Below are 22,296 nucleotides of genomic sequence, written 5' to 3'. Positions count from 1 at the left end.
TTCTAGCGTTCGCTCAACGGACCAGTTCCTGTCCCACCATCATCCGATGTCCGTCCGGCGTAGCGAGCGCCATTTCACGCATGCCCCATGGCTTGTCGGCGGGCGGCTGCGCGATGATGGCGCCGCGCGATGCGAGTTCGGCATGCAGTGCGTCGATATCGTCCACGTGGAAGTACGCGAAGTAGCTGTGGTCGCCAGTCTGCGATGGCGGGAGAGCATCGGGGCAATGCCCTAGCATGACGCGCACGCTGCCACGGCTGAGCGCGCGCCAGTTGTCGCCGTCCTGCCAGTCGGTGGAAAAGCCCAGCGCGTTCTCGAAATACGCAGCGCTGCGGGGAAGATCCGGTACTGCGAGGACGTAGGCGTAGGCGCGCAGATCGGTTGGCTGGGGCATGCGGCATTCCTTCTGTATGCGGGCAAAGGTGCCCCACAGGATAGCCGGGTTCGGCATGGCGGCGGCAGCGTCGCATCGCGGCCGCCGTCGTGATCAGCCGTGGTGAGGAGCGCCCGGCGCGCTTGCGGAGGTCGATTTGGCCGAAGTTTGATGGCTTTCCGCACACGGGTGCGCCGCGCGCGCAGCAGCGCGGCCACGCTCGATGACGGCCCAGTCTGGGCCGGCCATGGCTGGCCATGCCGCCGTGACAGCCGCGGCGCCGAGCAGCGCCAGCAGGATGTTCTTCATTGCAATCTCTGGAGGAGGGAAGTTTGCGCAGGCGCCGTGGAGGACGGAGCCTGCGGGAGCGCTTACGCGTTGGCGCCTATGTGTGCGGGCGAGGCCGACACGCCGCGCTGGTCCATGCCGGCGATGTTCAACGTGGTCGCCGGGTGGTTGGCGCCATCGGTGAACGGGTCACGCTTGCCGAGGGCATTGCCACCGTCGGTGTACGGGTCGCGCTTGCCGAGAACATTGCCGCCGTCGGTGTACGGGTCCGGGTTGCCCTGGCGCATGATGTAGCCGTAGCGGTCGCCGGAGATGCCGCGGTCCTGCATGCCTTGGGCGGCGGCGTGGCCGGCCATGGCGCTGGCACCAACGGTAGCGACGGTAAGGAGGAGGGCTTTGAGGATCTTGTTGTGCATGTCTGCTGCTTCTTCTGACTGATTGGAGGCGGCATTCCCCTTGGGAATCATGGGGACGCGGCGTGGCGGATCTGCCGCGCCACATGCCGTCCGGGTCGCCTTGCGAGCGGTGCCGTAGTGTTTGTTGTGCGGCACGGAAGCAAGTGTAGTCACGCAACGTTATTCCGTTGATGATTTAAACGGCGATCTTCCAGTCGATTTTTTCATCGTGAAGCGTTTGCATGCCTTGCGAATCAGGGTTGACCCGCTCCATTGCCGGTAGCGGCATTCGCTACACTGAACCGCTGCACCCGCGCGGAACAAGGCTGGCCCGAACCGCCGCGCGCGGGTAGAGCGTTTCACGTCGCGCCCCCCATGAATCAAGCCCCGACGCCATCTTCACCGTCCCCGCAGGAACCGGCGGCCGCGCGCACGCTGCGGCACATCGTCGCCGATGAAGCGCAGGCGGCCGCCGCGGAACTGGACGGCTGGCAACAGCGTTACCAGCAACTCACGCCCGGCGTCTTTCGCGCCGAGGTATCCCAGGTGACATACGGTGATGTCCATGTCTTCCGCGAACTGACGTCGCAGAGCCTGCTTGAGGAGGGCGAAGCGGCGCGCGGTTATGTCTCGCTGGCCTTGCCCGACGTGCAGTGCCAGGGTGGCTGGTTCTCCGGTTACGCGATGGACGGCCAGACACTGCTGTGTGCCGGCAACGGCCGCGCATTGGCGATGCGCACGCCACTGCAACTCGATCTCGCCGGGCTGACCGTGCCGATGCCGGCGCTTCAGCGCGCCATGGCGCTGGCTGGCGGGGAGACGCTCCGGCTGGAACGGATGGCGCCCGTACGGCAGGTGACGAAAGGCGCCAGCCGCGAATTCCGGGCCGTACTGCTGTCGGTACTGGCCACTGCCGCCATCGATGCCGAGGTATTCAGCAACCGCTTTGTCGAAAGCGCGATGCGCGACGCCTTGCTACTGGCGGCCGCGACCGCCTTGGTCGGCGAAGGCATTGACGGCAACGAACCACTGCCGACCATCCCCGCGCGGCGCCGGCTGGTGGCGGACGCCTACCAGATGATCCGCAGCGCCCCCGACCAGCCGTGGAGCATCCTGTCGCTGTGCGAACGGCTGGGCGTGTCGAGGCGCACGCTGCAGTACAGCTTCAATGAGGTGACCGGGCTGTCGCCGCTCGATTTCGTGCGCGCCGTACGCATGAACGGCGTACGCCAGGCGCTTCGCACCGGCGCGGCGGAGTCCGTCGGCGGGGCTGCAGCAAGCTTCGGCTTCCAGCATCTGCCGCGATTTGCAGCGCAGTACCGCGCGTTCTTCGGCGAACTGCCGTCAGCGACGCTCGCGCGCCGCTGACCGGTCTTTCCGTCGTCAGGCCATCACCGCGCGCGGCAGGTGGCGGCCCACCCAGTCGCGTTCCTGCTCGTATGCCCGAGCCAGGCGCAAGACGCTCAGGTCATCGCGCGGACGGCCAATGAGTTGCATGCCCATCGGCAGCCCGTTCTTGCCGAAGCCGACCGGCACGCTGATTGCCGGGCAGCCCGACAACGTCCACGGGAATACGACTTCCATCCAGCGGTGGTAGGTATCCATTTGCCGGCCAGCGATTTCCTTGGGCCACGGTTGACGCACATCGAACGGAAAGACCTGTGCGGTCGGCACGGCGATGTAGTCGAATTTGGCAAAGACGCCTTCCACAGCCTGATACCACGCGCTGCGGTCGGCGCTGGCCGCATAGATGTCCGCGCCGCTAAGCTTGAGCGCACCTTCGATTTCCCAGATCGCTTCGGGCTTGAGCAGCGCGCGCTTGGCTTCGTCGCGGTAGAACGGCAGCATGCCGTTGCCGACCAGGAAGTGCCGGTGCACGAGCCAGGTCTTCCACAGGCGCTCGGGTGAGAAAGGCGGCTTGATCTTGTCGACACCGACGCCAAAGGCCGGGAAGGCCTGCAGGGCTTGCTCGCACAGCTGAAGGATGCCGTCTTCCATCGGCAGATAGCCGTCCCAGTCGCCGAGCCATGCCACGCGCTTGCCCTTCAGGTTCGTCGACAGCGCGGCCATGACGTTGTCCGGCGTCAGCGTGGCGAGCACTGGGTCTGGCGCGAGCGCCTGCGGCGTGCGCGGGTCGGGGCCGGCCTGGGTGGCGAGTAGCAAGGCCACGTCAGCGACCGTGCGGCCCATCGGGCCCTCATAGCCGAGCTGCTGGATAAAGACTTCCGGCGTGGGCCCATAGGGCACGCGTCCCGCCGAAGGACGGAAGCCATAAACATTGCAGAACCCGGCCGGGTTGCGCAGCGAACCGCCGAAATCGCTGCCGTCCGCCACAGGCAGCAGACGCATGGCCAGTGCCGCCGCGGCGCCGCCGCTGCTGCCGCCCGCGGTGCGCGTGCTGTCGTACGGATTGCGCGTGGGGCCATACACCGGGTTGAAGGTCTGCGAGCCCAGGCCGAACTCGGGCGTATTGGTCTTGCCGAGCAGGATCGCGCCGGATTTGCGCACGCGTTCTACGATGATTGCGTCGGACGTCGGCACGTTGTCCTTGAAGATCGGCGAGCCGAACGTGGTACGAATGCCACGCGTGAGGGCCAGATCCTTCGGCGCCTGCGGCATGCCGTGCATCCATCCCGCCACTTTGCGCGCGGCGAACGCCTCGTCGGCAGCGGCGGCTTCCTGCATCAGGGCATCGCGATCCCGCAGCGCGACGATGGCGTTGGTCACCGGATTGACGCGGTCGATATGCGCCAGGTAGGCATTCATGACCTGGCGGCAGGACAGGCGGCCGCCGCGGATCTCGCGTGAAAGCTGCCACGCCGGCATCAGCACGATCGGGTCTGGCGTCCCACCGCCGGCGGTGCCGGGGCCGGACGCGGCAGGTGCCGTGCCCGCAGGGGCGGCGCTGGCGGTCCGGCTGGTCATGGCCGCGGCGGCAACCGTGGTCACGGCGGCGCCGGCCAGGTGGCTCAGCCACTGTCGCCGGCCGGGCTGCGGGGTGGGCTGCGGAGTGGACGATGAGGGGGCAGTATCGTTCATGGTCTGTCTTGTCATGGTGGGAAACCCGTCGGCAGCCGGCGGCAATTACACGGCGATCATGACCGATTTGGTCTCGGTATAGTGGTCGAACACGGCGCGGCCCATTTCGCGGCCGAGCCCGGACTGCTTGAAGCCGCCGAACGGCATCGCGTTGTCGAGCAGGTTATGGCAATTGACCCAGACGGTGCCGGCCTTGATCCGCGGCACCAGTCGATGCACGCGCGAGAGATCATTGGACCAGACCGACGCCGCCAATCCGAACGGCGTGCCATTGGCGCGGCCGACCACTTCGTCGATGTCATCGTAGGGTAGTGCCACGACCACGGGCCCGAAGATTTCCTCCTGCACGACCGATGACGTCTCCGGTGCACGCGCCAGCACCGTGGGCTTGAAGAAGTGGCCGCGCGGCAGGTCGGCATTGCCGCCGCAGATCAGTTGCGCGCCGGCATCCACACCGGCCTGCACATAGCCCGCCACGCGCTTGTGCTGTCGGCGCGAAACCAGCGGACCCATGCCGGTGTCCGGCTCCAGGCCCGGCCCCAGGCGCAGGCTGTTGGCGATATCGGCCAGTGCCTGCACGGTCGCATCGAACTTCGAGCGTGGCAGGTACAGCCGCGAGCCGGCGGTGCACACCTGGCCCTGGTTGAAGAAGATGGCCTGTGCGGCGCCTGTGGCAGCGGCCTCCGGCGACATGTCGTCGAGCATGATCACGGGCGACTTGCCGCCGAGTTCCAGCGTCACGCGCGCCAAGCGCTCCATTGCTGCGCCGCCGACGAGCTTGCCGACTTCTGTCGACCCGGTGAACGCGATCTTGTCGACCTGCGGATGGCCGGCCAGCGCCGCGCCGCAGCGTGCCCCGTCTCCGGTGACGATATTGACGACACCTGCGGGATAGCCAGCTTCCATCACGAGCTCGCCCAGGCGCAGTGCCGACAGGGGCGTTTCCTCGGCCGGCTTGAGCACCACGGTGCAGCCACAGGCCAGTGCCGGACCGAGCTTCCACGCGGCCATCAGAAGCGGGAAATTCCACGGGATGATGGCGCCTACGACGCCCACGGCTTCCTGGCGCGTAAACGCGACGAACTCGCGCTCGCGCACCAGCGGCACCGACACGTCGAGGCTTTCGCCGTGCAGCTTGGTGGCCCAGCCTGCCATGTAGCGCAGGAAGCCCGCGGCACCGGCCACATCGATCGCCCGAGCCATGGTCGCGGGCTTGCCGTTGTCCAGCGCTTCGATCTGCGCGAGTTCCTCGGCATTGGCTTCCACCAGGTCGGCCAGGCGCAGCAGCAGGCGTTCGCGGTCCGACGGGCGCATGGCGTTCCACGGGCCTTGTTCGAAGGCCGCGCGCGCTGCCTGCACGGCTGCATCGACGTCGGCCGGTCCGGCGGCGGGTACTTCAGCCAGCGTGGTCTCGCTGGCCGGGTCTTCCGTGGTGAACACGGCGCCATCGGTTGCGGCGCACCACTGGCCGTCGATCAGCATGCGCTTCGGGCGCTGCAGGAAGGCGCGGGTGGCGGCGGAAAGCAGTTCGGTACGGGTATCCATGGGTCTCCTCGGATGTCTTGATGGATGTGTCGGTTCAGCGGCTGGTGCCGAGAATGGCGGCGCGGTGCGCGGCCACGTCGTCCAGACGGTCATTGCGATAGCGTGTGACTTCTTCGGTGGTGAACGGGGCGATGTCCTGGCGGCCGGTCAGTGCGGGCAGCATCCAGTTCATCAGTTCGGCGACCTCGGCATTCGTCAGCGATGAGCCCGAGGTGCCGGGCACCTGGATCAGGAACGCACGCCCGGCGGCCGTGGCCAGCAGTTGCGGCACGGTGGCGCGCATGTCCGGAATGCCTGCCGCCGGCTTGCCCGATCCGTCCGGCAGATGGCAGCCGGAACAGTGCAGCACGTAGTTGGCGTGGCCGCGCTCGAGCCGGCCTTCGGCTTGCGCGGCGCCGGCCACCACCGCAGTGGCCAGCCATGCCAGGACGAGACGGATCGCGGCGCGCTGCATGTCAGTTCGCCGCGTCGCGCAGCTTGCGCACGGCGCCCGGCGTCTTGCGCTGCGCGCGTGCCTGGGCCAGCGCGTCGGGGCCAACGGTGGCCGTAGCCTGGCCGTTCTGCGTGCCGAGCCACGCCAGCACGGCGGCCAGCGATTCGTCGGGCAGCGTGCCGAAGGCCGGCATCACGCCATTGAATGACTGGCTCTGCGATTCGATCGGGCCGGCCATGCCGTGCACGAGCACATTGGCCAGATACGTCCGGCCTGCGGCAGAGCCGAGGCGTTCGCGCAGCGCATTGGCCAGCGGCGGCGCCACGCCCGGAATGCCGCTGGCATCGTTGTTGTGGCAGGCTGCGCAGTTGGCGGCGAACACTTCCTTGCCTTGTGCGACGAGATCTGCCGCGCTGGCCGTGGCTGCGGCGCCAGCGAGCAAGAGCGCCAGCCACATTGGGTGCGAGCGGAATTTCATTCCTGAACTCCGAGAATGATCGAGGTGGTGCAATGGAACATCGTGCTCGAGTTGCTCATGCACCAGTTCACGTCGTTGTGCACGCCGAGCTTGTAGCCCGGACGCTCGCGTTCGTTGGTGTTGCACTCGCACCGGCCGCAGGTGGTTTTGCCGCAGCAGTCGTTGTAGCTGACCATGTAGTCCTTGCCGTCCGCCGGGTTGCGGCACGTGCCGACCCACGACACGCGCGATGGCTCGGTGCCCGGCGGGCAGGTGGTGGAGCTGCCGCCGCAGCACGAACAGAGGAAACCGTCGACGGCGCAGTACTTCCAGTAGTCGCACGAGGTTTCGTCCACGGCCTTGCCGGTCTTTGCGCCGTGTGCGGCCGCGGCATGCGCGCTGCGGTCGAACGGCAGCACCGGCAGTGCCACCGTGCCCACCATGGCCTTGCCCAGCGTGGCCAGCATGCTGCGTCGCCCGGTGCGCTGGGCGGCACGGCGGGTCTGGCGTTCAAAAAGCTTGTCAAACCACATCGTCGTGTCTCCTTGCCGCTCAGGCATGCGTTTCCAGGAACTGCTGCACCGACGCCACGTTCAGGTCCATCGCCGTGAACAGGCTCTCGAGCTGTTCGCGGGAGTTGACCAGGCCCTTGGCGCGCAGCGTTCCGTGCTCGTCCAGCAGCACCGCGTAAGGCAGCTTGCCGATCTGCAGATGCATGCCGAGTTCGCGCGACAGCACGTAGTCGAAATCGCCCAGGCCGGCCTGGCGCAGGAAGGCCAGATGCTCGGGCTGCTCGCCGTCGGACGCGAGCACGATGCGCAGCCAGTTGCCTTCGCTCGCGCGGATGGACTTCAGGACGGGAAGCAGCTTCTTGCAGACCGGGCAGGTCGGCGACAGGAAGAACAGCAGCGTGCTGGCCGCCTGATGGCCGCCCACGGTGACGGAGGTGCCGCGCACGTCCTGCAGCGCGAACGGCTGCAGCGGCTGGCCAACGCGCGGGCCGGCGTCGATCATCAGCGCGCCCATCGGGACGACGCGTTCATACAGGATGCCGACCTGGCGGGCAAGGGCGTAGAGCCCGAACAACAGCGCCAGCACGGCGATCCACAGCACGATATTGGCAATGACAAGTGCAGTCATGGCAGTCTCACGAAGAAAGAGAGGAAAAGGGGATTCAGGCTCGTACCGGTCCACGCACACGGCCGGCGTTGACGAGCAGTTGCGTGGCGCCGAGCCACATGAGCAGCAGGGCGAGAGCGATAAAGCCTGCGGCGGCATAGTCGAGCGCCGACATGTCCCGGCCGTTGCCGACTGCGGCAGATGCTGCCGCGATGCTTAGCACGGCGAGCAGCACGGCATTGCGCCCCAACAGTCCAGCGGACAGCGGCATGCTGTCGTCTGCGCCGCCGCAGCCGCAGCGGATATCGCGCCGGCCGCGGATCAGGTTGATGGCCACGGCGCCCGTTGCCAGGCCAGTTACGCCCATCGCCGCGAGAGCCGAAGCCGCCTGCAGCGGCATCAGCGCGAGCAGCAGCACGGCAAGGACCTCAGCGCCGATGAAGCCGATCGCCACAACGCGCGACCACGCAGTCGGCACGAGGCGGTATGCATCGACGGCGCCATGGAAGCGATCCGGTTCGCGCAGCTTCGGTGCGACCGACAGCAGCAGTACCAGGGCTGCGGCTGCGCTACATGCCGCCGTAACGACCGGGTCGCCGATCAGATCGTAGGCTGTCACTGGTGCGCCTCCACTTGCACGGAGTTCTCGCTGACGTTGTCCATGCGCGCGACCTGCTTCAGGTTTCGGGCGGGGTCCAGCGCGACCACGCCCGACTTGGCGGCATCGAGCGCATACAGCACCGGCTGGCTACTTTGCGTGATGGTCAGCGCCAGCGCGTTCTGCCCTGGTGCGCGTGCTACGCGCTTGTGCTCGGCAAGGTCGACGGTCCAGATCTCGGCGGCCGGGGTTTTGTGCGAGCCTTCGCGGCTGCGCGGATGCATGCCGACGTAGAGCCTCTGCGTGGCCGCGTGCAGCGTGAAGAGCTGGTAGCCGCCCGGCTTCCAGCCGCCCCTGGCATCGGCGGCGGAGAGGATGGGCCACGGCTTGCCGAATGCCGGCGCGTCGGCTGACAGGTCAGCCGTGTACACGTTGCCGTTGAACGACATGAAGTAGAGCGTGTCGCCGATGCGCTCCGAGTGCAGGAAGACCGGATCGGCGTCGGGGTCAAACATGCGCGTACTGCGCTTCTGGCCGGTGGGCTGGCCCTGAGCGTCGTGCGATACGGTCAGCATGGCGCCGTCGCTGCACAGCGTACGAAAGCGCTGGCTCGATGCCGCCGTCGGGAAGATGCCCCAGCAGCCGGGCGTCTGCGTTTCCGCGACGAACTTGCCGGCCTGGAGGTCGATGATGCTGACCGATGTTGCCGGTGTGGCGTTCTGCACGTACAGGAAGCGGCCATCCGCCGATACCGCGATGATGCCGCGGTAGTTCAGCGACTGCGCGTGCCGCGGCGGGATCACGATCTCGCTGCGGTAGGCCAGCGTATCGGCGTCGTAAATGCTGACGACATCCGTGCGCTCGCCGCGGGTCAGGCGCGGGTAGTAGGTGGAAACGACATAGATCGAGCGCTTGTCCGGCGACAGCACGGACTGCCCGCCGAAACCCGTGGGCAGCAGGCCCAGGTACTTCATCTTCCTGCCGTCCACGATATGCAGCCGGCCGTCGACCATGTGGCGGAACGCCACGTCGGAGATATACAGCCGGTTCTCGTCGGCGGGCGCCAGCGGCGCCACCGTCAGTGTCTCGGGCGGCAGGTCTTCGGCCACGGCCGCGCCCGCGCCCGCGCCGAGCACTGCGGCAAGCAAGAGGGGGATCAGGCGCCGGGATCTGCGTCCGGCTTCCCGCGGCGCACGCCTGGGCGCGCTGCTGGCGTTGTTCACGACAGGCTCCTGTCTGTATTGGAATGGAGCCTTAGTCTAGAAATGGCGGTCGCTCAGGCGTTAGCCAGGATCGGCAACGGTCATACCGGGGGAATTACTAGGGTGAACCAAGGTTGCGGACGCGGATAAGCCGTGCCAAAGCGCTGAATTGGCGCGAGATTTGGCCTCAGGCGGGGGGCGAAGAGGGCCTTGCGGGTGGCGCTGCACCGTGCAGGAGCACGACGGCGTCCGGGCGAGTATCCGATTTTGGCAATGGAAGAGAGGCGTCGTGGCCGCGTTCCTCCGCTCGCGGAGCCCCCTCAGGCTGCTGCCACCCTCCGCCAAGCGCCAGAAACAGGTCGATCTGACGCATGGCAACAAGGCTGTCCGACTCCGCGAGCGCTGCTTCCGCATCGGCCAGCGTTCGCTCTGCATCCAGCCGCGCCAGGTATGGCGTACGTCCAGCCTCGTAACGCCGCCGTTCCTGCCGGGCGGCTTCCACTGCCTGGTCGCGCGCGAGCTGCAGCGCGTGCTGTCGCTCCAGCTCGCGCGCGTAGGCGCTGAGTGCGGTTTCGGTCTCCTGCAATGCTCGCAATACCACACCATCAAAATGCGCGAGCGCGGCATCTGCACCGGCTTCCATGCGTGCAATGCGCGGGCGCACGCCATTGGTGGGGAAATTCCAGCTCAGCATCGGGCCAATGCTCCAGCGGACCGTAGGCCCACTGCCCAGGTCGCTCAGCAAGCCGGTCAGCCCGGCCGACGCGCCGATCCGGATGCTTGGATACAGGTCGGCCGTGGCCACCCCGATCTTCGCGGTGGCAGCGGCCAGTTCGCGTTCGGCTTGCCGGATGTCGGGCCGGCGCTTGAGTAGCGCGGCGCCGTCGCCAACCGGCAGCGGTTGTGTCAGCGGCGGTTCCTCGTGGCATTCGATGTCCTCTGCTGGCAGGGCTGCCGGCGGCTTGCCGAGCACCAGCGCCAGTCGGAACCCGGCGGCTTCGCGCGCGGCTGCCAGCGGGGGCAGCGCGGCGCGCAAGGCCTCCACACGCGCCTGGGCGCGCACGGTGTCCGTGGGTTCGGCCCGGCCGGCAGATGCGAGTCTGCGCGTGGCATCGACCGCACGTTCCTGCAGCGCAATCTGGTGCCGGGCCACTTCCAGTTCATGGCTGGCCGCGCAGCCTTGCACGTAGGCGCGCACCGTCTGGGCCGCCACGCCAACGCGGGCGGCGTCGAGGGCTGCTTCGCTGGCCTGCATGTTCGCCAGCGCCGCTTCATCGGCCCGCGCAAGCTTGCCGAAGAAGTCGATCAGGTAGGACACGCCGGGCCCGAAGTCCCCGAGGTTGAACACCGGCGGCTTGGTCGTCTGCAGGTAGCTCTGGCCCGACAACTGGGCGCGGGAGACGCTCGCGCTGATGCCGCCTTGCGGCAGGTTCTCCGCCTCTACCTCGTGCAACGCAGCCGTGGCCCGGCGCAGGTTGGCCGATGCCACGCGGATATCCGTGTTGGCCGCGAGCGCCTCGCGGACCAGGCGGTCGAGCCGGGGATCGTTGTAGAGTTGCCACCACGCATCGGGGACCGGGCCGATCGATACAGCGGGATTCGCACTGCCCAGCAGCTTCCCGTTGGCTTCCGGGGCGCGTACGGCGGCGGTGTCCGGTAAGTGGTAATCCGGTCCGACTGTGGTGCACGCGAACAAGGCCGGCACCAGTGGCATTAGCCATATCCATAGCCATATCCTCACGGCTTGCGCTCCGCGACTGGCTGCTGCACGGACACTGTGGCCGTGCGTCCCGAAACCAGTCGCACCTCCGGCGGGACCGCATCAAACGTGATGCGCACGGGCACGCGCTGCGCCAACCGCACCCAGTTGAACGTCGGGTTTACGTTCGGCAGCAGGTTGGAGCCGGCGCTGCGGTCCCGGTCCTCGATGCCGGCGGCGATGCTCTGCACGTGGCCGCGCAGATGGTGTGGCTCGCCCATGATATGTACGTCGACCGGGCTGCCGATGTGGATGCGGTGCAGCTTGGTTTCCTCGAAATAGCCTTCCACATGGAACGACGCGGAATCGACCATGGACAGCACGGGCCGTCCGGTGGAAACGTAGTCGCCCAGCCGCGGCAGGCGGTCATTGAGATAGCCGTCGGCGGGGCTGAGCACGCTGGTGCGCTCCAGGTTCAGGCGCGCAAGGCGTACGGTGGCGTCGGCCTGTGCCAGTGCGGCTTCGGCCTGTTCGACGCGGGCGCGGCTCTGTTCGGCCACTTCGCCAGCGACCAGCCCGTCGAGCGAGCGGTTGCGCGCGGATTCGCGCCTTGCCTGCGTCAGTGTCGCGCGCAATGCCGCGGCATTCGCTGTCGCCTGCTGCAGGGCCAGCGCGTAGCGGTCGCGGTCGATCTCGAACAGCACTTGGCCGCGCCGCACTTGCTGGTTGTCGTGCACGAGCACGCGCGTCACCAGGCCGGAGACGTCCGGTGCGATCTGGACGATATCGGCGCGCACGTGGCCGTCGCGCGTCCACGGCGCGGCCGTGTAGTAATCCCACAGGTGCCGCAGCACCAGGACAGCGGCGAGCAGTGCCAGCAGCGTGGGCAACAGCCGAAAGAGGGGGCGGAATCTGAACGTCATGTCGGCAGCCTCAGACCGAGGGCGACGACGCCGCCCAGGACGATCACATAGAGGCAGAGATTGAAGAGGGAGCGATGCCACACGTGCCGGTAGAACCCGAGCCGCGCGAGCAGCACGCGCACGCATGTGGTGGCCGCGAACGCTGCAAGCATCAGCACCAGCAGAGCAGGCACGAACACGCCGTAAAGGTCGATTTCAGTGTTCAACGCCGGCTCCTGTATCCGGTACGCCGGGGACGTGTGGCTCGTGCAGCGTGACACGCAGTACGACGAGCGCGGCAATCGCCTCGTCCCGATGCCCCGGCAGCGCGGCGATCTGGGCGATAGCCAAGTCGATGCAAGCGGGCAATTCGGGGGACGGCGCTGCGGCATGGCCGCTGCGCAGGCGTGCACGGTAGTGGCGCGCCACCAGTGCCAGCACACGCCGGACGGGCCGCCGTGCGACGGTGGGTAACGACGGCAGCGCGCGCCGCAGCGCCAGTGCGCAGAATCCAACATGCAGTTCGCTGAAGCCATCCGGGCCGGCGCGCACGGCGCCAAGCCGTGGCACCAACTGGCCGAGGCGATCCAGCATGCGCGCGCCAAGCTTCGCGTCATGGTCCGCACCCGGCCATGCGGCGGCGCCGGCCAGGTCCTGCCAGCTAGCGCGGATCAGCCGGCGCGCGGCCACGCTTGCGCCGAACGGACGCGTGGCCAGCGCCCACAACGGTGCGAACAGCATGGCCGCGGCATTGGCAAGGCTGCCGTTGAACGTGCCAAGGAAATTGGCGTCGTAGACGCTCTGGATATTGGCGAACGATGCCGTGTTCACCGACAGCAGCATGGCAATCAGGTTGAAGCCGGGCCGTGTGATCAGCATGCCGATGCCAAGGTAGGGCACGGCCAGCATGCCAGCGAGCGCCTCGAAGTTCTGCGCATGCGGTACCACCAGGAACAGGTAGAACGAGGCCACGACGAAGCAGACCGCGCTCCAGCGCAGGAAAGATCGCGCGACCGGCCGCGGCTCGTCGATGGTCGCGAAGAAGCAGCATGCGATGGAGGACACTGCCACCGGCCCGGCGCCGTCTGTCCAGCCCGAGAAGATCCACAGCAGTCCGGCGCAGAACACCGCCAGCCCGGTGGACGCGGCACCGAACAGCAGCATGCCGTGGTCGTGATGCAGGGCACCCCTTGCCGGCATGGTTGCGGCGGCGGGGGAATCGCTCAGTTTCGGAAGCGGCTGGTCGGGCCGGTCGCCGATGCCATGCTGGAGCGCTGCGCTGTCGCTGCACAACGCGGCCAGTTGCGTGAGCTGGCTGCTTGCCGCCGTGAGCAACTGCGCGTGCCAGCTGTCTGCGGCGGCGCTGGCGAGCGCATGGCGATCCGCATGCGGCGGCGAGCCAGCCAGGCCACCGCGCAGCCATTGCGAGAGCGCCGACAACGCCTGCGCGAGCGGTGCCGGCACGCCGGCCGGATGCATGCGTAGCGCCTGCAGCACCGCAGACAGCGCGGACAGCAACGGCATCAGCGTAGTCATGCGTGCCCGCAAGGCGCGCGCATGGCGCAAGGAACCGGCGCTTTCGGTGTCGTACGAAAGCTGGGCGATCAATTGATCCAACGCGAGGATGTCGGCGGCGAGGCGATGGCGCCCTGCGTCGGCCCGAGGATTCGCGCAGAGGATGTCGTCAGCCCATGCCGCGGCATCCGCCAGCCAGCTCGCGGCGCGTGCGCGCAGGGCCGGAGCGACCTTGGCCGGCAGGATGATCGACCCGACCAGGCCCGCGCAGACAATGCCGATGACGATTTCTTCGATGCGCGCGACGGCCAGGTCGAAGATCTGCGCGGGCTGGTCCACCGCCGGCAGCGCCACGATCGGCAGCGTGTACGCCGCCAGCAGAAACACATACGCGCGCGGCGAGCGCTGCAGCAGTGACAGGTAGACCAGCGCGACGATCCACAGCGAGATGGCGCCCATCAGCACGATGGGCATGTTGATCAGCAGCGGCACGGTCGCCACGGCGGCGGCGGCGCCCAGCACGGTGCCGGCGACGCGATACGCGGCCTTGGAACGCGTGGCGCCTGTCAGCGGATGCGAGACGAAGTACACCGTCGCCATGGCCCAGTACGGCCGCGGCAGGCCGAGCGCAAGCGCGATATAGAGCGCGAGCATGGCGGCCAGGAATGCTTTCAGCGAAAACAGCCACTGTCTTGCATTCGGCCGCATGGCCATGAGATCGAGTTTTAGTGTTCTGGTTTGGGGGCGCATCGTGCGCCGCCTGGTACGGCCCTGTTGCCGGACGCAGGCGCAAGCGGAGCGTGGAAGCGAAGTGTAGTCAAATGGCGGCCATTCCAATCATGATTTAAAATTCCTGGAATCATTCAATATTTTCATGGAAGTGCAGACACCGTCATGCCTATTGATATCCGCGCGCTACGCTACTTTGTCGAAACTGCGCGACTGAGGAGTTTTACGCAGGCGGCCACGTCGCTATTCGTCACGCAATCGACTATCAGCAAGATGGTTCGCCAGCTGGAGGACGAGGTCGGGCAGCCGCTGCTGATCCGCGAAGGCAAGACGGTGCGACTGACCGACGTGGGCCGTGTGGTGTATGAGCGCGGCCAGGAAGCGCTCGGCGTTGTGCACCGGCTCACGCTGGAGGTGGCGGATCTGTCATCGCTGGGACGCGGACAGTTGACCGTCGGCATTCCGCCCATGGTCAACCTGTTCTTTTCGCCCGCGGTCAGCGCATTCCGCAAACGCTATCCGAATCTCGAACTGCATCTGGCCGAGCATGGCGGCCATCTGGTCGAACAGATGGTGGCCAGCGGCGAACTGGAGGTGGGTGCCACGGTGCTGCCGGTGGACGACGGCGTGGAACTGGCCACCCAGCCGTTCGCCAACTATCCGATCTGGGCAGTGGGGCCGCGCAAGGCGGCCTGGGCGCGCGGCAAGACCGTCAGCCTGGCGGCGCTGCGCGATGAACCGCTGGTGTTGCTGACTGACGCGTTCTCGCTCACGCACAAGCTGCGCCTGGCGTTCCTGGAGGCGCGCATGGAGCCGCGCGTGGTCGCGCAAAGCGGCCACTGGGATTTCCTGGCGTCAATGGCGGCTGCCGGGCTCGGTACGACGTTCCTGCCTCAGCCCTTCCTGGCACGGTTGCAGGACCGCGACAACCTTGCGGTGGCGCGGCTGACGGAGCCGGCGATGGACTGGGCACTGGCGCATACCTGGCTGCCGGGCCGCTATCTTTCGCACGCGGCGCGGGCATGGCTCGCGGTCTGCGACGAAGTACTGGGCGGGAAGACGCTGTCGGCGTGAACCTGTCTTGTCCCGGTGGGCTTGGGGCAGGCCGAATTGCTGGCGAGCACAGCAATGGTGGGCGGTGATCGTCCTATCGGACTTCTGGTGAAGGATAGAGGGACGTGGCGCTCGATGCGCCCGACGTGTCGCATCTTCCGGGCGGGATGTGCAGCACGACCAGCGGCTCCTGTCCCGCCGCATAGCGGTAGTCCAGCGTCACGCCAAGCTTGCCCAGCACAGGGACATCCGGGTTGCGGCAAACGCCGCGCTCCAGGATCGGGCGGGCCGACACCATGAAGGCCTTGGTGTCCTCGCGCTTCGGTTCGACGCCGGTCACCTGCAGGTGAAACTCCACAATCTTGCCGGGCCGCGTGGCGCAGCCGGTCAGGCGGGTTGAACTATCGAGCGCGATCGGAGTGGCTCGCGCCAGCTCCGCGCACGCCAGGCCGAGCTGGCGTTCGGCATCGCGCGCGGTCAGCCGCGTGACGCCTGCCATCCCGCTTGGCTTGCCACGTACGGTGCCCAGCAGCAGGCTGGCCAGGCCGGAAAGCGTAGGTGCGGCAAAACCGGCCGTAGATGTCGTGAGGAGCAGCACGGCGAGCAGGCATGATGCCCGCCGTTTATCGAGAGGGAGGCAGGGGAAAGGCATGAAAGACCGCAACGCAGGGAGAAACATCTGGTAACACGCGTTGCCCACTGTAGCGCGCGGCGGTGCCGATTGTTGTCAGGCGTTGTCCTACGGCGCAACAAGGCCTGTATTTGCATTGCGGGAATCAGGGTGCCAGAACGAGACGCCTATTGGGTCCAGTAGACATCCACGGGCGTGCTGTCCTGGTGCAGCAGGTAGCTGACCGGCAGCATCGGCGTGGGCTCCATGGTGGCGGCATCGAATACCTGTTTCTTCCACGGCCCGCTGAAGCTCAGCAGCACACGCCGCGCGCCCAGCAACGCACGCAGGTTCAGGCTGACGCGGCGGTGCGGTGCCGCGCGCGGGCTCATGGCGAGGTAGCCCGGGGGCTCGTTCAGCGACAGGCCTACGGACAGTTCGGGCGCATCCGCAAACAGCGACGCGGTATGGCCATCGTCGCCCATGCCGAGCACGACCACGTCAGGCTGGCGGTAATTGCGGTTCAGTTCGGCCACGACGGCCGAAGTGTCGATCTCTTCGATCTCCGTACAGAACGTCGGCACGGGCGGCTGGAACGTCGCGCGCGAAGCGGCCTGGCGCAACAGCACGTCGCAGACGAGCCGTGCATTGCTGTCTGTGTGATCGATGGGGACCATGCGCTCGTCAACGAGCATGACGCTGATGCGATCCCATGGCAAGGGGCGCTGTTGCAATGCCGCGAACAGCGGCAGCGGCAAACGGTCCCCCGAGATGGCCAGGCAAGCTTCCTCCTTGCTGGCCAGCGTGCGTTCCAGCTCGCACGCCACGGCGCGCGCCATGGCATCGGCGTGCGCGCAGGCATCGTTCAGTTCGATTTGGCGCATTGGCTCTTCCTCCCTGCAGGTGGCGGCAAGGCGATCCACGGCGGGGTGCAACGCCTGGCTCGCGTGCGGCCGGACGGCATGCTCATGCCGGTATTCCGGTCCACGTTTCGGGTCGCGCTTTTGGCTGGTTTGGCGATTTGCCGGGCACAGCGCTTGTCGGATGAATCGATTCTAGGTGCCAAACGGTGCGCTGCACAATCGGGCATGCACTGACACGTTCGCGAAGGTGCGCCGAGTCCACTCCGTACTGCCGCAGCATGCAGACGGCTTCACAATTCACGCTCATGCGCAACGAAGGAAGCGTCGACGAGCGGTGTAGCGCGCTGTTGCGGCGCGAAAAGCGGCTCAGGAACCGCCGCGGTCGACCAGCACGACGGTCACCAGCAACGACGTGTTGGTGATGGCGTTGACATCATGTGCCGCGCCGGCCCCAAGGTAGAGCAGGTCCCCCTGATGCAGGCGCCGCTGGGCACCGTCCACGCCGATCTCCACTTCGCCTTCCAGGCACTGGATGGTCGATGGACCGGCGACGGAATGCGATCCGACCTGCTTGCCCGCCGGCAGTACCATGCGCATCACTTCCAGCCGGTGTTCCTTGAACAGTGCGGCACTCGGAGTCTGCGTGAGTTGCTTGCCGAGCGGCAGCACGCTGGCGACTTCGCCGGAAGACAGGTGGGGCAGGGACATGGCGGGACTCCTTGTTGCGGCGTTATCTGGCGGGAATGACATGCGACCTCGTCATTGTAGGAGCCATGAAGGTCCCGCCGGACCCGCGCAACAATGGCCAGCCAACTTTGCGCCGGCTGGGCCCGCCGGGGATCAGGACGCGGGCGCGGGCGCCGGCTGGCCGCCGGTGTCGGCAGCAGGGCCGGTCTGGTCATGCCAGCCGCCGCCGAGGGCCTTGTAGAGATTGACCTCGCTGGTCAGCTGTTCCTGTCGTGCGACGATCAGGAGCTGCTGGGCGTTGTACAGCGAGCGCTGCGCATCCAGCACCGCCAGGTAGCTGTCCACGCCGGTGCGGTAGCGACGGTCTGCGAGGTTGTAGGCATCCTGCGCCGCTTCGACAAAACGCACCTGCGCTTCGAGTTGGCTCGTATACGTGCCGCGCGCGGCGAGGCCGTCGGAAACTTCGCGGAAGGCTGTCTGGATCGTGCGCTCGTACTGCGCGACGTTGATGTCCTTCTGGATCTTTGCGTAGTCGAGGCTCGCGCGCAGGCTGCCGGCCGTGAACAGCGGCAGGCTGATCTGCGGCTGGAACAGCCAGGTGCCCGATCCGGCCTTGAACAGGCCGGACAGTTCATTGCTGGCCGTGCCCGCCGAAGCCGTCAGGGCGATGCGCGGGAAAAACGCCGCGCGTGCCGCGCCGATATTGGCGTTGGCCGAGCGCAGGCGGTGTTCGGCTGCAAGCACGTCGGGACGGTTCTGCAGCAGGTCGGATGGCAATCCGGCAGGCACGTCCGCCGTCAGCTTCTGGTCGAGCGGCAACGGCGCCGGCAGGTCGTCCGGCATGCCGGTGCCCAGCAACAGCACCAGCGCATTCTCGTCCTGCGCGACCAGGCGCGTGTAGCGCGCCAGGCTGGCACGCGCGTTTTCCACGGCGGTCTGCGACTGCCGCAGGTCCAGACGCGAGGCAATGCCTTCCTCGTAGCTGCGGCGCGTCAGGCCATAGCTGCGTTCGTAGTTCGCCAGCGTCCTGCGCGTGAGCGTGAGCTGCGCGTCGTCGGCGAGCAGTGCCAGGTAGGCGTTGGCCACGCTGGCCACCAGCGCGATCTGAGCACTGCGCCGGGTTTCGTCGCTTGCGAAATATTGCTCCAGTGCCGCTTCGCTGAGGCTGCGGATACGGCCGAACAGGTCAAGCTCCCATGCGGTCGTGCCGAGCGACACGCCATACTGGCTCGCGATGATGCGCCGCCCGGTGGTGGACAGGTCCGCGGGAATGCGCTGGCGCGTTTCCTGCGCGGCCACGCCGATCGCGGGGAACAGGTCGGCCCGTTCGATCTGGTATTGCGCACGGAATGCTTCGACGTTCAGTGCCGCCACGCGCAGGTCGCGGTTGTTGTCGAGTGCGACTTCGATCAGGCGGCGCAGCCGCGCGTCGGCAAAGAAATCGCGCCAGCCAAGATCGGTCGCACGCATCTGCTGTGCGCCGGCGGCGGCATCGGCAGTCGGATACGCGGCGCCTTGCGGGTAGGCTTGCGCCACTGGCAGCGACGGCTGTTCATAGGAGGGAATCAAGCTGCAGCCGGCCAGCAGGGCGACGGCGGCAGCACAGGTCAAAGTCTTCTTCATTGCAGCGCGCCTTTTTCCGCGGGGGTGTCAGGCTGGCTCGGCTTGCGTTTGCGTGCGAACAGCGAATTGACGGCGACAAAGAACAACGGCACCCAGAAGATCGCGAGCACCGTCGCGGTGATCATGCCGCCGATCACGCCAGTGCCGATGGCATGCTGGCTACCCGCGCCGGCGCCGGTGGAGATCGCCAGCGGGAACACGCCGAGCATGAACGCGAGCGAGGTCATCACGATCGGGCGCAAACGCATGCGGCACGCCTCGATGGCGGCGTCGACGAGGCTTTTGCCGTGCTCGTACTGGCTCTTGGCGAACTCCACGATCAGGATGGCGTTCTTGGCCGACAGGCCGATGGTGGTCAGGAGGCCGACCTGGAAGAACACGTCGTTGGACAGGCCGCGTGCCATGGTGGCGAGCAGGGCGCCAATCACGCCGAGCGGCACCACGAGCATCACCGAGAACGGGATCGACCAGCTTTCATAAAGTGCAGCCAGGCACAGAAACACCACCAGCAGTGACAGCGCATAGAGCGCCGGCGCCTGCGAACCCGACAGCCGCTCTTCATACGAGAGTCCGGTCCATGCATAGCCCACGCCGGCCGGCATCTGCTTCATGATCTCCTCGATTGCCTTCATGGCTTCGCCGGAGCTGCGGCCGGCAGCGGGTTCGCCCAGTACCTCCACGGCCGGCACGCCGTTGTAGCGCTGCAGCTTCGGCGAGCCGAAGCCCCACTTGCCCTCGGCAAACGCGGAGAACGGCACCATGTCTCCCTTGTCGTTGCGTACGAACCATTTATCCACGTCGTCGGGGTTCATACGGGAATCGGGGCGGCCCTGCACGTAGACGCGCTTGACGCGGCCGCGGTCGATGAAGTCGTTCACATAGCTCGACCCCCACGCGATCGTCACCGTGCTGTTGATGTCGGCCAGCGAGAGGCCGAGCGCGCGCGCCTTTTCATCGTCGATCACCAGCTGGTACTGCGGCTGGTCATTGAGCCCGTTGGGGCGCACACGCTGCAGTACCGGACTCTTCGACGCGAGCGCGAGGAACTTGTCGCGCGCGTTCATCAGGGCCTGGTGGCCGATGCCGGCCTGATCCTGCAGGTACAGGTCGAAGCCCGTGGCGTTGCCCAGTTCCTGCACGGCAGGGGGGGCGAACGCGAATGACATCGAGTCGCGGAAGCTCGCGAACTTGCGCTGTGCGCGCGCCGCCAGGTCGAACACGCTGGTGTTGTCGCCGGTGCGTTCTTCCCACGGCTTGAGCAGGATGAAGGCGAGCCCCGAGTTCTGGCCGCGGCCCGCAAAGTTGAAGCCGTTGACGGTAAACAGCGAGTCCACCACGCCGCCTTCCTCCTTCAGCAGGTATTCACGCATCTGGACCAAGACTTTCTGCGTGCGCTCGGCGGTGGCGCCGGCCGGTGTCTGCACCTGTGCGTAGAGCACGCCCTGGTCTTCTTCGGGCAGGAAGGACGTGGGAATGCGCGTGAACAGGAAGCCCATCGCCACGAGGATTGCCACGTAGATCAGCACGAACGGCAGGCGGCGCTTCAGGATCGTCGATACGCCGCGCTCATAGCCCTGCGTGGTGGAGATGAACTTGCGGTTGAACCAGCCGAAGAAGCCGCCCTTGTTCTCGCCATGGTCGCCCTTTTCGATGGGTTGCAGCATGGTCGCGCAAAGGGCCGGCGTCAGGATCAGCGCGACCAGCACCGACAGCACCATCGACGACACGATGGTGATCGAGAACTGCCGGTAGATCACGCCCGTGGAGCCACCGAAGAACGCCATCGGCAGGAACACGGCCGACAGCACCATGGCGATGCCGACCAGCGCGCCCTGGATCTGGCCCATAGACCGCCGCGCCGCCTCCTTGGGTGGCAAGCCTTCCTCGGCCATCACGCGCTCGACGTTTTCCACCACGACGATTGCGTCATCGACGAGCAGGCCGATAGCCAGCACCATGCCGAACATGGTCAGCGTATTGATGGTGTACCCGAACGCGGCCAGCACGCCGAACGTGCCCAGCAGCACCACGGGCACGGCGATCGTCGGGATCAGCGTGGCGCGGAAGTTCTGCAGGAACAGGTACATCACCAGGAACACCAGCACGATGGCTTCCATCAGCGTCTTCACGACCTCGTGGATCGAGCCCGAGATCACCGGCGAGGTGTCATACGGGTAGACGACCTTCATGCCGGCCGGGAAGAACGGCTCCAGCGTGTCGAGCGTCTTGCGGATCGCGCGCACCGTTTCCAGCGCGTTGGCGCCGGCCGCCAGACGCACGGCAATACCGGAAGCGGGCTGGCCGTTGTACTGCGCGTTGATGTTGTAGTCCTGGCCGCCCAGGCCCACCTCGGCCACGTCCTTCAGCCGCACCTGCGAGCCGTCCGGGTTCACCTTGAGCAGGATGTTGCCGAACTGCTCGCTGGTCTGCAGGCGGGTCTTGCCGATCACGCTCGCATTGAGCTGCTGGCCCTGAACGGCCGGCAGCCCGCCAAGCTGGCCGGAAGCGACCTGCACGTTCTGCGCCTTGATCGCGTTGCTGACATCGAGCGGCGTGAGCTGGTAGCTGTTGAGCTTGGCGGGGTCGATCCACACGCGCATGGCGTACTGCGAACCGAACACCTGGAAGTCGCCGACGCCGTAGGTTCGCGACAGCGGATCCTGGATGTTCGAGACGATGTAGTTCGACAGGTCTTCCCGTGTGACCTTGGGGTCGGTGGAAATCAGGCCCACGATCAGCAGGAAGTTGCGCACCGACTTGGTCACGCGGATACCTTGCTGCTGCACTTCCTGCGGCAGCAGTGGCTGCGCGAGCGCAAGCTTGTTCTGCACCTGCACCTGCGCGATATCCGGGTTGGTGCCCTGTTCGAACGTGACCGTGATGGTCATGCTGCCGTCGGCGTTGCTTTCCGACGAGATGTAGCGCAGCCGGTCCAGGCCGTTGAGCTGCTGCTCGATGACCTGGACCACCGTGTCCTGCACGGTCTCGGCCGAAGCGCCCGGATAGTTGACCGAGATGGCGATGGTTGGCGGCGCAATGGCCGGGTACTGGCTGATTGGCAGCGAGCGGATCGACAGCACGCCGGCCAGCATGATGACCAGCGCGATCACCCACGCGAAGATAGGGCGATCGATAAAGAAATTGGACATGAATACTCCCTCGCCCT

The 22,296-nt window shown here is 66.8% G+C and carries 22 protein-coding genes; 2 read left to right on the top strand and 20 right to left on the bottom strand.

The window, feature by feature from the left end; translation table 11 throughout:
- Positions 1-13: 13 nt before the first annotated feature.
- The 3 genes from ACIGJG_RS29135 to ACIGJG_RS29125 form a co-directional block, all read right to left on the bottom strand.
- Positions 14-394, bottom strand: coding sequence for a bleomycin resistance family protein (locus ACIGJG_RS29135; RefSeq protein WP_041680168.1), 381 nt, complete (start codon positions 392-394; stop codon positions 14-16).
- A gap of 93 nt (positions 395-487) precedes the next feature.
- The gene (locus ACIGJG_RS29130; protein WP_041680169.1) at positions 488-682 is read right to left on the bottom strand and encodes a hypothetical protein; all 195 of its coding nucleotides are present in this window, start codon (positions 680-682) and stop codon (positions 488-490) included.
- A 62-nt stretch (positions 683-744) separates the two neighbouring features.
- Entirely contained in the window at positions 745-1,077 is a 333-nt protein-coding gene (locus ACIGJG_RS29125) for a hypothetical protein (protein ID WP_483673572.1), read from the bottom strand.
- A gap of 354 nt (positions 1,078-1,431) precedes the next feature.
- On the opposite strand from ACIGJG_RS29125, the gene ACIGJG_RS29120 reads away from it, so the two are divergent.
- Complete coding sequence (locus ACIGJG_RS29120) at positions 1,432-2,424, top strand: helix-turn-helix domain-containing protein (RefSeq protein WP_140950399.1); 993 nt, start codon at positions 1,432-1,434, stop codon at positions 2,422-2,424.
- Positions 2,425-2,439: 15 nt separating this feature from the next.
- On the opposite strand, the gene ACIGJG_RS29115 is transcribed toward ACIGJG_RS29120, so the two are convergent.
- The 12 genes from ACIGJG_RS29115 to ACIGJG_RS29060 all read right to left on the bottom strand — a co-directional run bounded on the left by ACIGJG_RS29115 (position 2,440) and on the right by ACIGJG_RS29060 (position 14,279).
- Positions 2,440-3,882 carry an amidase gene (locus ACIGJG_RS29115; protein ID WP_483674057.1) on the bottom strand — a complete coding sequence of 481 codons (1,443 nt, stop codon included), beginning with the start codon at positions 3,880-3,882 and terminating at the stop codon, positions 2,440-2,442.
- 258 nt (positions 3,883-4,140) lie between these two features.
- Positions 4,141-5,640 (bottom strand): aldehyde dehydrogenase family protein, encoded by a 1,500-nt coding sequence (locus ACIGJG_RS29110; RefSeq protein ID WP_011300196.1) that lies wholly within the window; start codon positions 5,638-5,640, stop codon positions 4,141-4,143.
- 34 nt (positions 5,641-5,674) lie between these two features.
- Positions 5,675-6,094 (bottom strand): cytochrome C, encoded by a 420-nt coding sequence (locus ACIGJG_RS29105; RefSeq protein WP_483673571.1) that lies wholly within the window; start codon positions 6,092-6,094, stop codon positions 5,675-5,677.
- 1 nt (position 6,095) lies between these two features.
- Positions 6,096-6,551, bottom strand: a complete 456-nt coding sequence (locus ACIGJG_RS29100; RefSeq protein WP_140950396.1) for a c-type cytochrome — start codon at positions 6,549-6,551, stop codon at positions 6,096-6,098.
- Positions 6,548-7,063: a methylamine dehydrogenase light chain gene (locus tag ACIGJG_RS29095; protein ID WP_011300199.1), complete on the bottom strand. Its 516-nt coding sequence runs from the start codon at positions 7,061-7,063 to the stop codon at positions 6,548-6,550. Before ACIGJG_RS29095 ends, ACIGJG_RS29100 begins: the two co-directional genes overlap by 4 nt.
- 19 nt (positions 7,064-7,082) lie before the next feature.
- Complete coding sequence (gene mauD / locus ACIGJG_RS29090; RefSeq protein WP_140950395.1) at positions 7,083-7,670, bottom strand: methylamine dehydrogenase accessory protein MauD; 588 nt, start codon at positions 7,668-7,670, stop codon at positions 7,083-7,085.
- A gap of 34 nt (positions 7,671-7,704) precedes the next feature.
- Positions 7,705-8,268 (bottom strand): MauE/DoxX family redox-associated membrane protein, encoded by a 564-nt coding sequence (locus ACIGJG_RS29085; RefSeq protein WP_483673570.1) that lies wholly within the window; start codon positions 8,266-8,268, stop codon positions 7,705-7,707.
- Entirely contained in the window at positions 8,265-9,470 is a 1,206-nt protein-coding gene (locus ACIGJG_RS29080; protein ID WP_483673569.1) for an amine dehydrogenase large subunit, read from the bottom strand. The genes ACIGJG_RS29085 and ACIGJG_RS29080 overlap by 4 nt, the downstream gene beginning before the upstream one ends.
- Before the next feature lie 166 nt (positions 9,471-9,636).
- Positions 9,637-11,163: an efflux transporter outer membrane subunit gene (locus ACIGJG_RS29075; RefSeq protein WP_049796487.1), complete on the bottom strand. Its 1,527-nt coding sequence runs from the start codon at positions 11,161-11,163 to the stop codon at positions 9,637-9,639.
- A 23-nt stretch (positions 11,164-11,186) separates the two neighbouring features.
- Positions 11,187-12,071, bottom strand: coding sequence for an efflux RND transporter periplasmic adaptor subunit (locus ACIGJG_RS29070; protein WP_140950393.1), 885 nt, complete (start codon positions 12,069-12,071; stop codon positions 11,187-11,189).
- Positions 12,068-12,277: a DUF1656 domain-containing protein gene (locus ACIGJG_RS29065; RefSeq protein WP_041680171.1), complete on the bottom strand. Its 210-nt coding sequence runs from the start codon at positions 12,275-12,277 to the stop codon at positions 12,068-12,070. Before ACIGJG_RS29065 ends, ACIGJG_RS29070 begins: the two co-directional genes overlap by 4 nt.
- Entirely contained in the window at positions 12,267-14,279 is a 2,013-nt protein-coding gene (locus ACIGJG_RS29060; protein WP_041680172.1) for an FUSC family protein, read from the bottom strand. The genes ACIGJG_RS29065 and ACIGJG_RS29060 overlap by 11 nt, the downstream gene beginning before the upstream one ends.
- A gap of 180 nt (positions 14,280-14,459) precedes the next feature.
- Between ACIGJG_RS29060 and ACIGJG_RS29055 the strand changes: the two genes are divergently transcribed.
- A complete protein-coding gene (locus ACIGJG_RS29055; RefSeq protein WP_011300206.1) occupies positions 14,460-15,368 on the top strand; it encodes a LysR family transcriptional regulator in 909 nt (302 codons plus the stop codon).
- A gap of 73 nt (positions 15,369-15,441) precedes the next feature.
- Here the strand turns inward: ACIGJG_RS29055 and ACIGJG_RS29050 are convergent, their stop codons facing one another.
- From ACIGJG_RS29050 to ACIGJG_RS29030, 5 genes are all read right to left on the bottom strand, one after another.
- Positions 15,442-15,945: a hypothetical protein gene (locus tag ACIGJG_RS29050; protein ID WP_235679790.1), complete on the bottom strand. Its 504-nt coding sequence runs from the start codon at positions 15,943-15,945 to the stop codon at positions 15,442-15,444.
- Positions 15,946-16,145: 200 nt separating this feature from the next.
- Positions 16,146-16,841 (bottom strand): 6-phosphogluconolactonase, encoded by a 696-nt coding sequence (pgl, locus tag ACIGJG_RS29045; protein WP_011300208.1) that lies wholly within the window; start codon positions 16,839-16,841, stop codon positions 16,146-16,148.
- A gap of 345 nt (positions 16,842-17,186) precedes the next feature.
- Positions 17,187-17,528, bottom strand: coding sequence for a cupin domain-containing protein (locus tag ACIGJG_RS29040; protein ID WP_011300209.1), 342 nt, complete (start codon positions 17,526-17,528; stop codon positions 17,187-17,189).
- Between the two features lie 132 nt (positions 17,529-17,660).
- The gene (adeC, locus tag ACIGJG_RS29035) at positions 17,661-19,130 is read right to left on the bottom strand and encodes an AdeC/AdeK/OprM family multidrug efflux complex outer membrane factor (RefSeq protein WP_483673568.1); all 1,470 of its coding nucleotides are present in this window, start codon (positions 19,128-19,130) and stop codon (positions 17,661-17,663) included.
- The gene (locus ACIGJG_RS29030) at positions 19,127-22,279 is read right to left on the bottom strand and encodes an efflux RND transporter permease subunit (protein ID WP_483673567.1); all 3,153 of its coding nucleotides are present in this window, start codon (positions 22,277-22,279) and stop codon (positions 19,127-19,129) included. Before ACIGJG_RS29030 ends, adeC begins: the two co-directional genes overlap by 4 nt.
- Positions 22,280-22,296 lie beyond the last annotated feature (17 nt).

This window comes from Cupriavidus sp. C1SS-2L (genome assembly GCF_057073735.1).
Note: the sequence above shows the minus strand (reverse complement) of the source record. Positions and strands in the feature narration are given on the sequence as shown.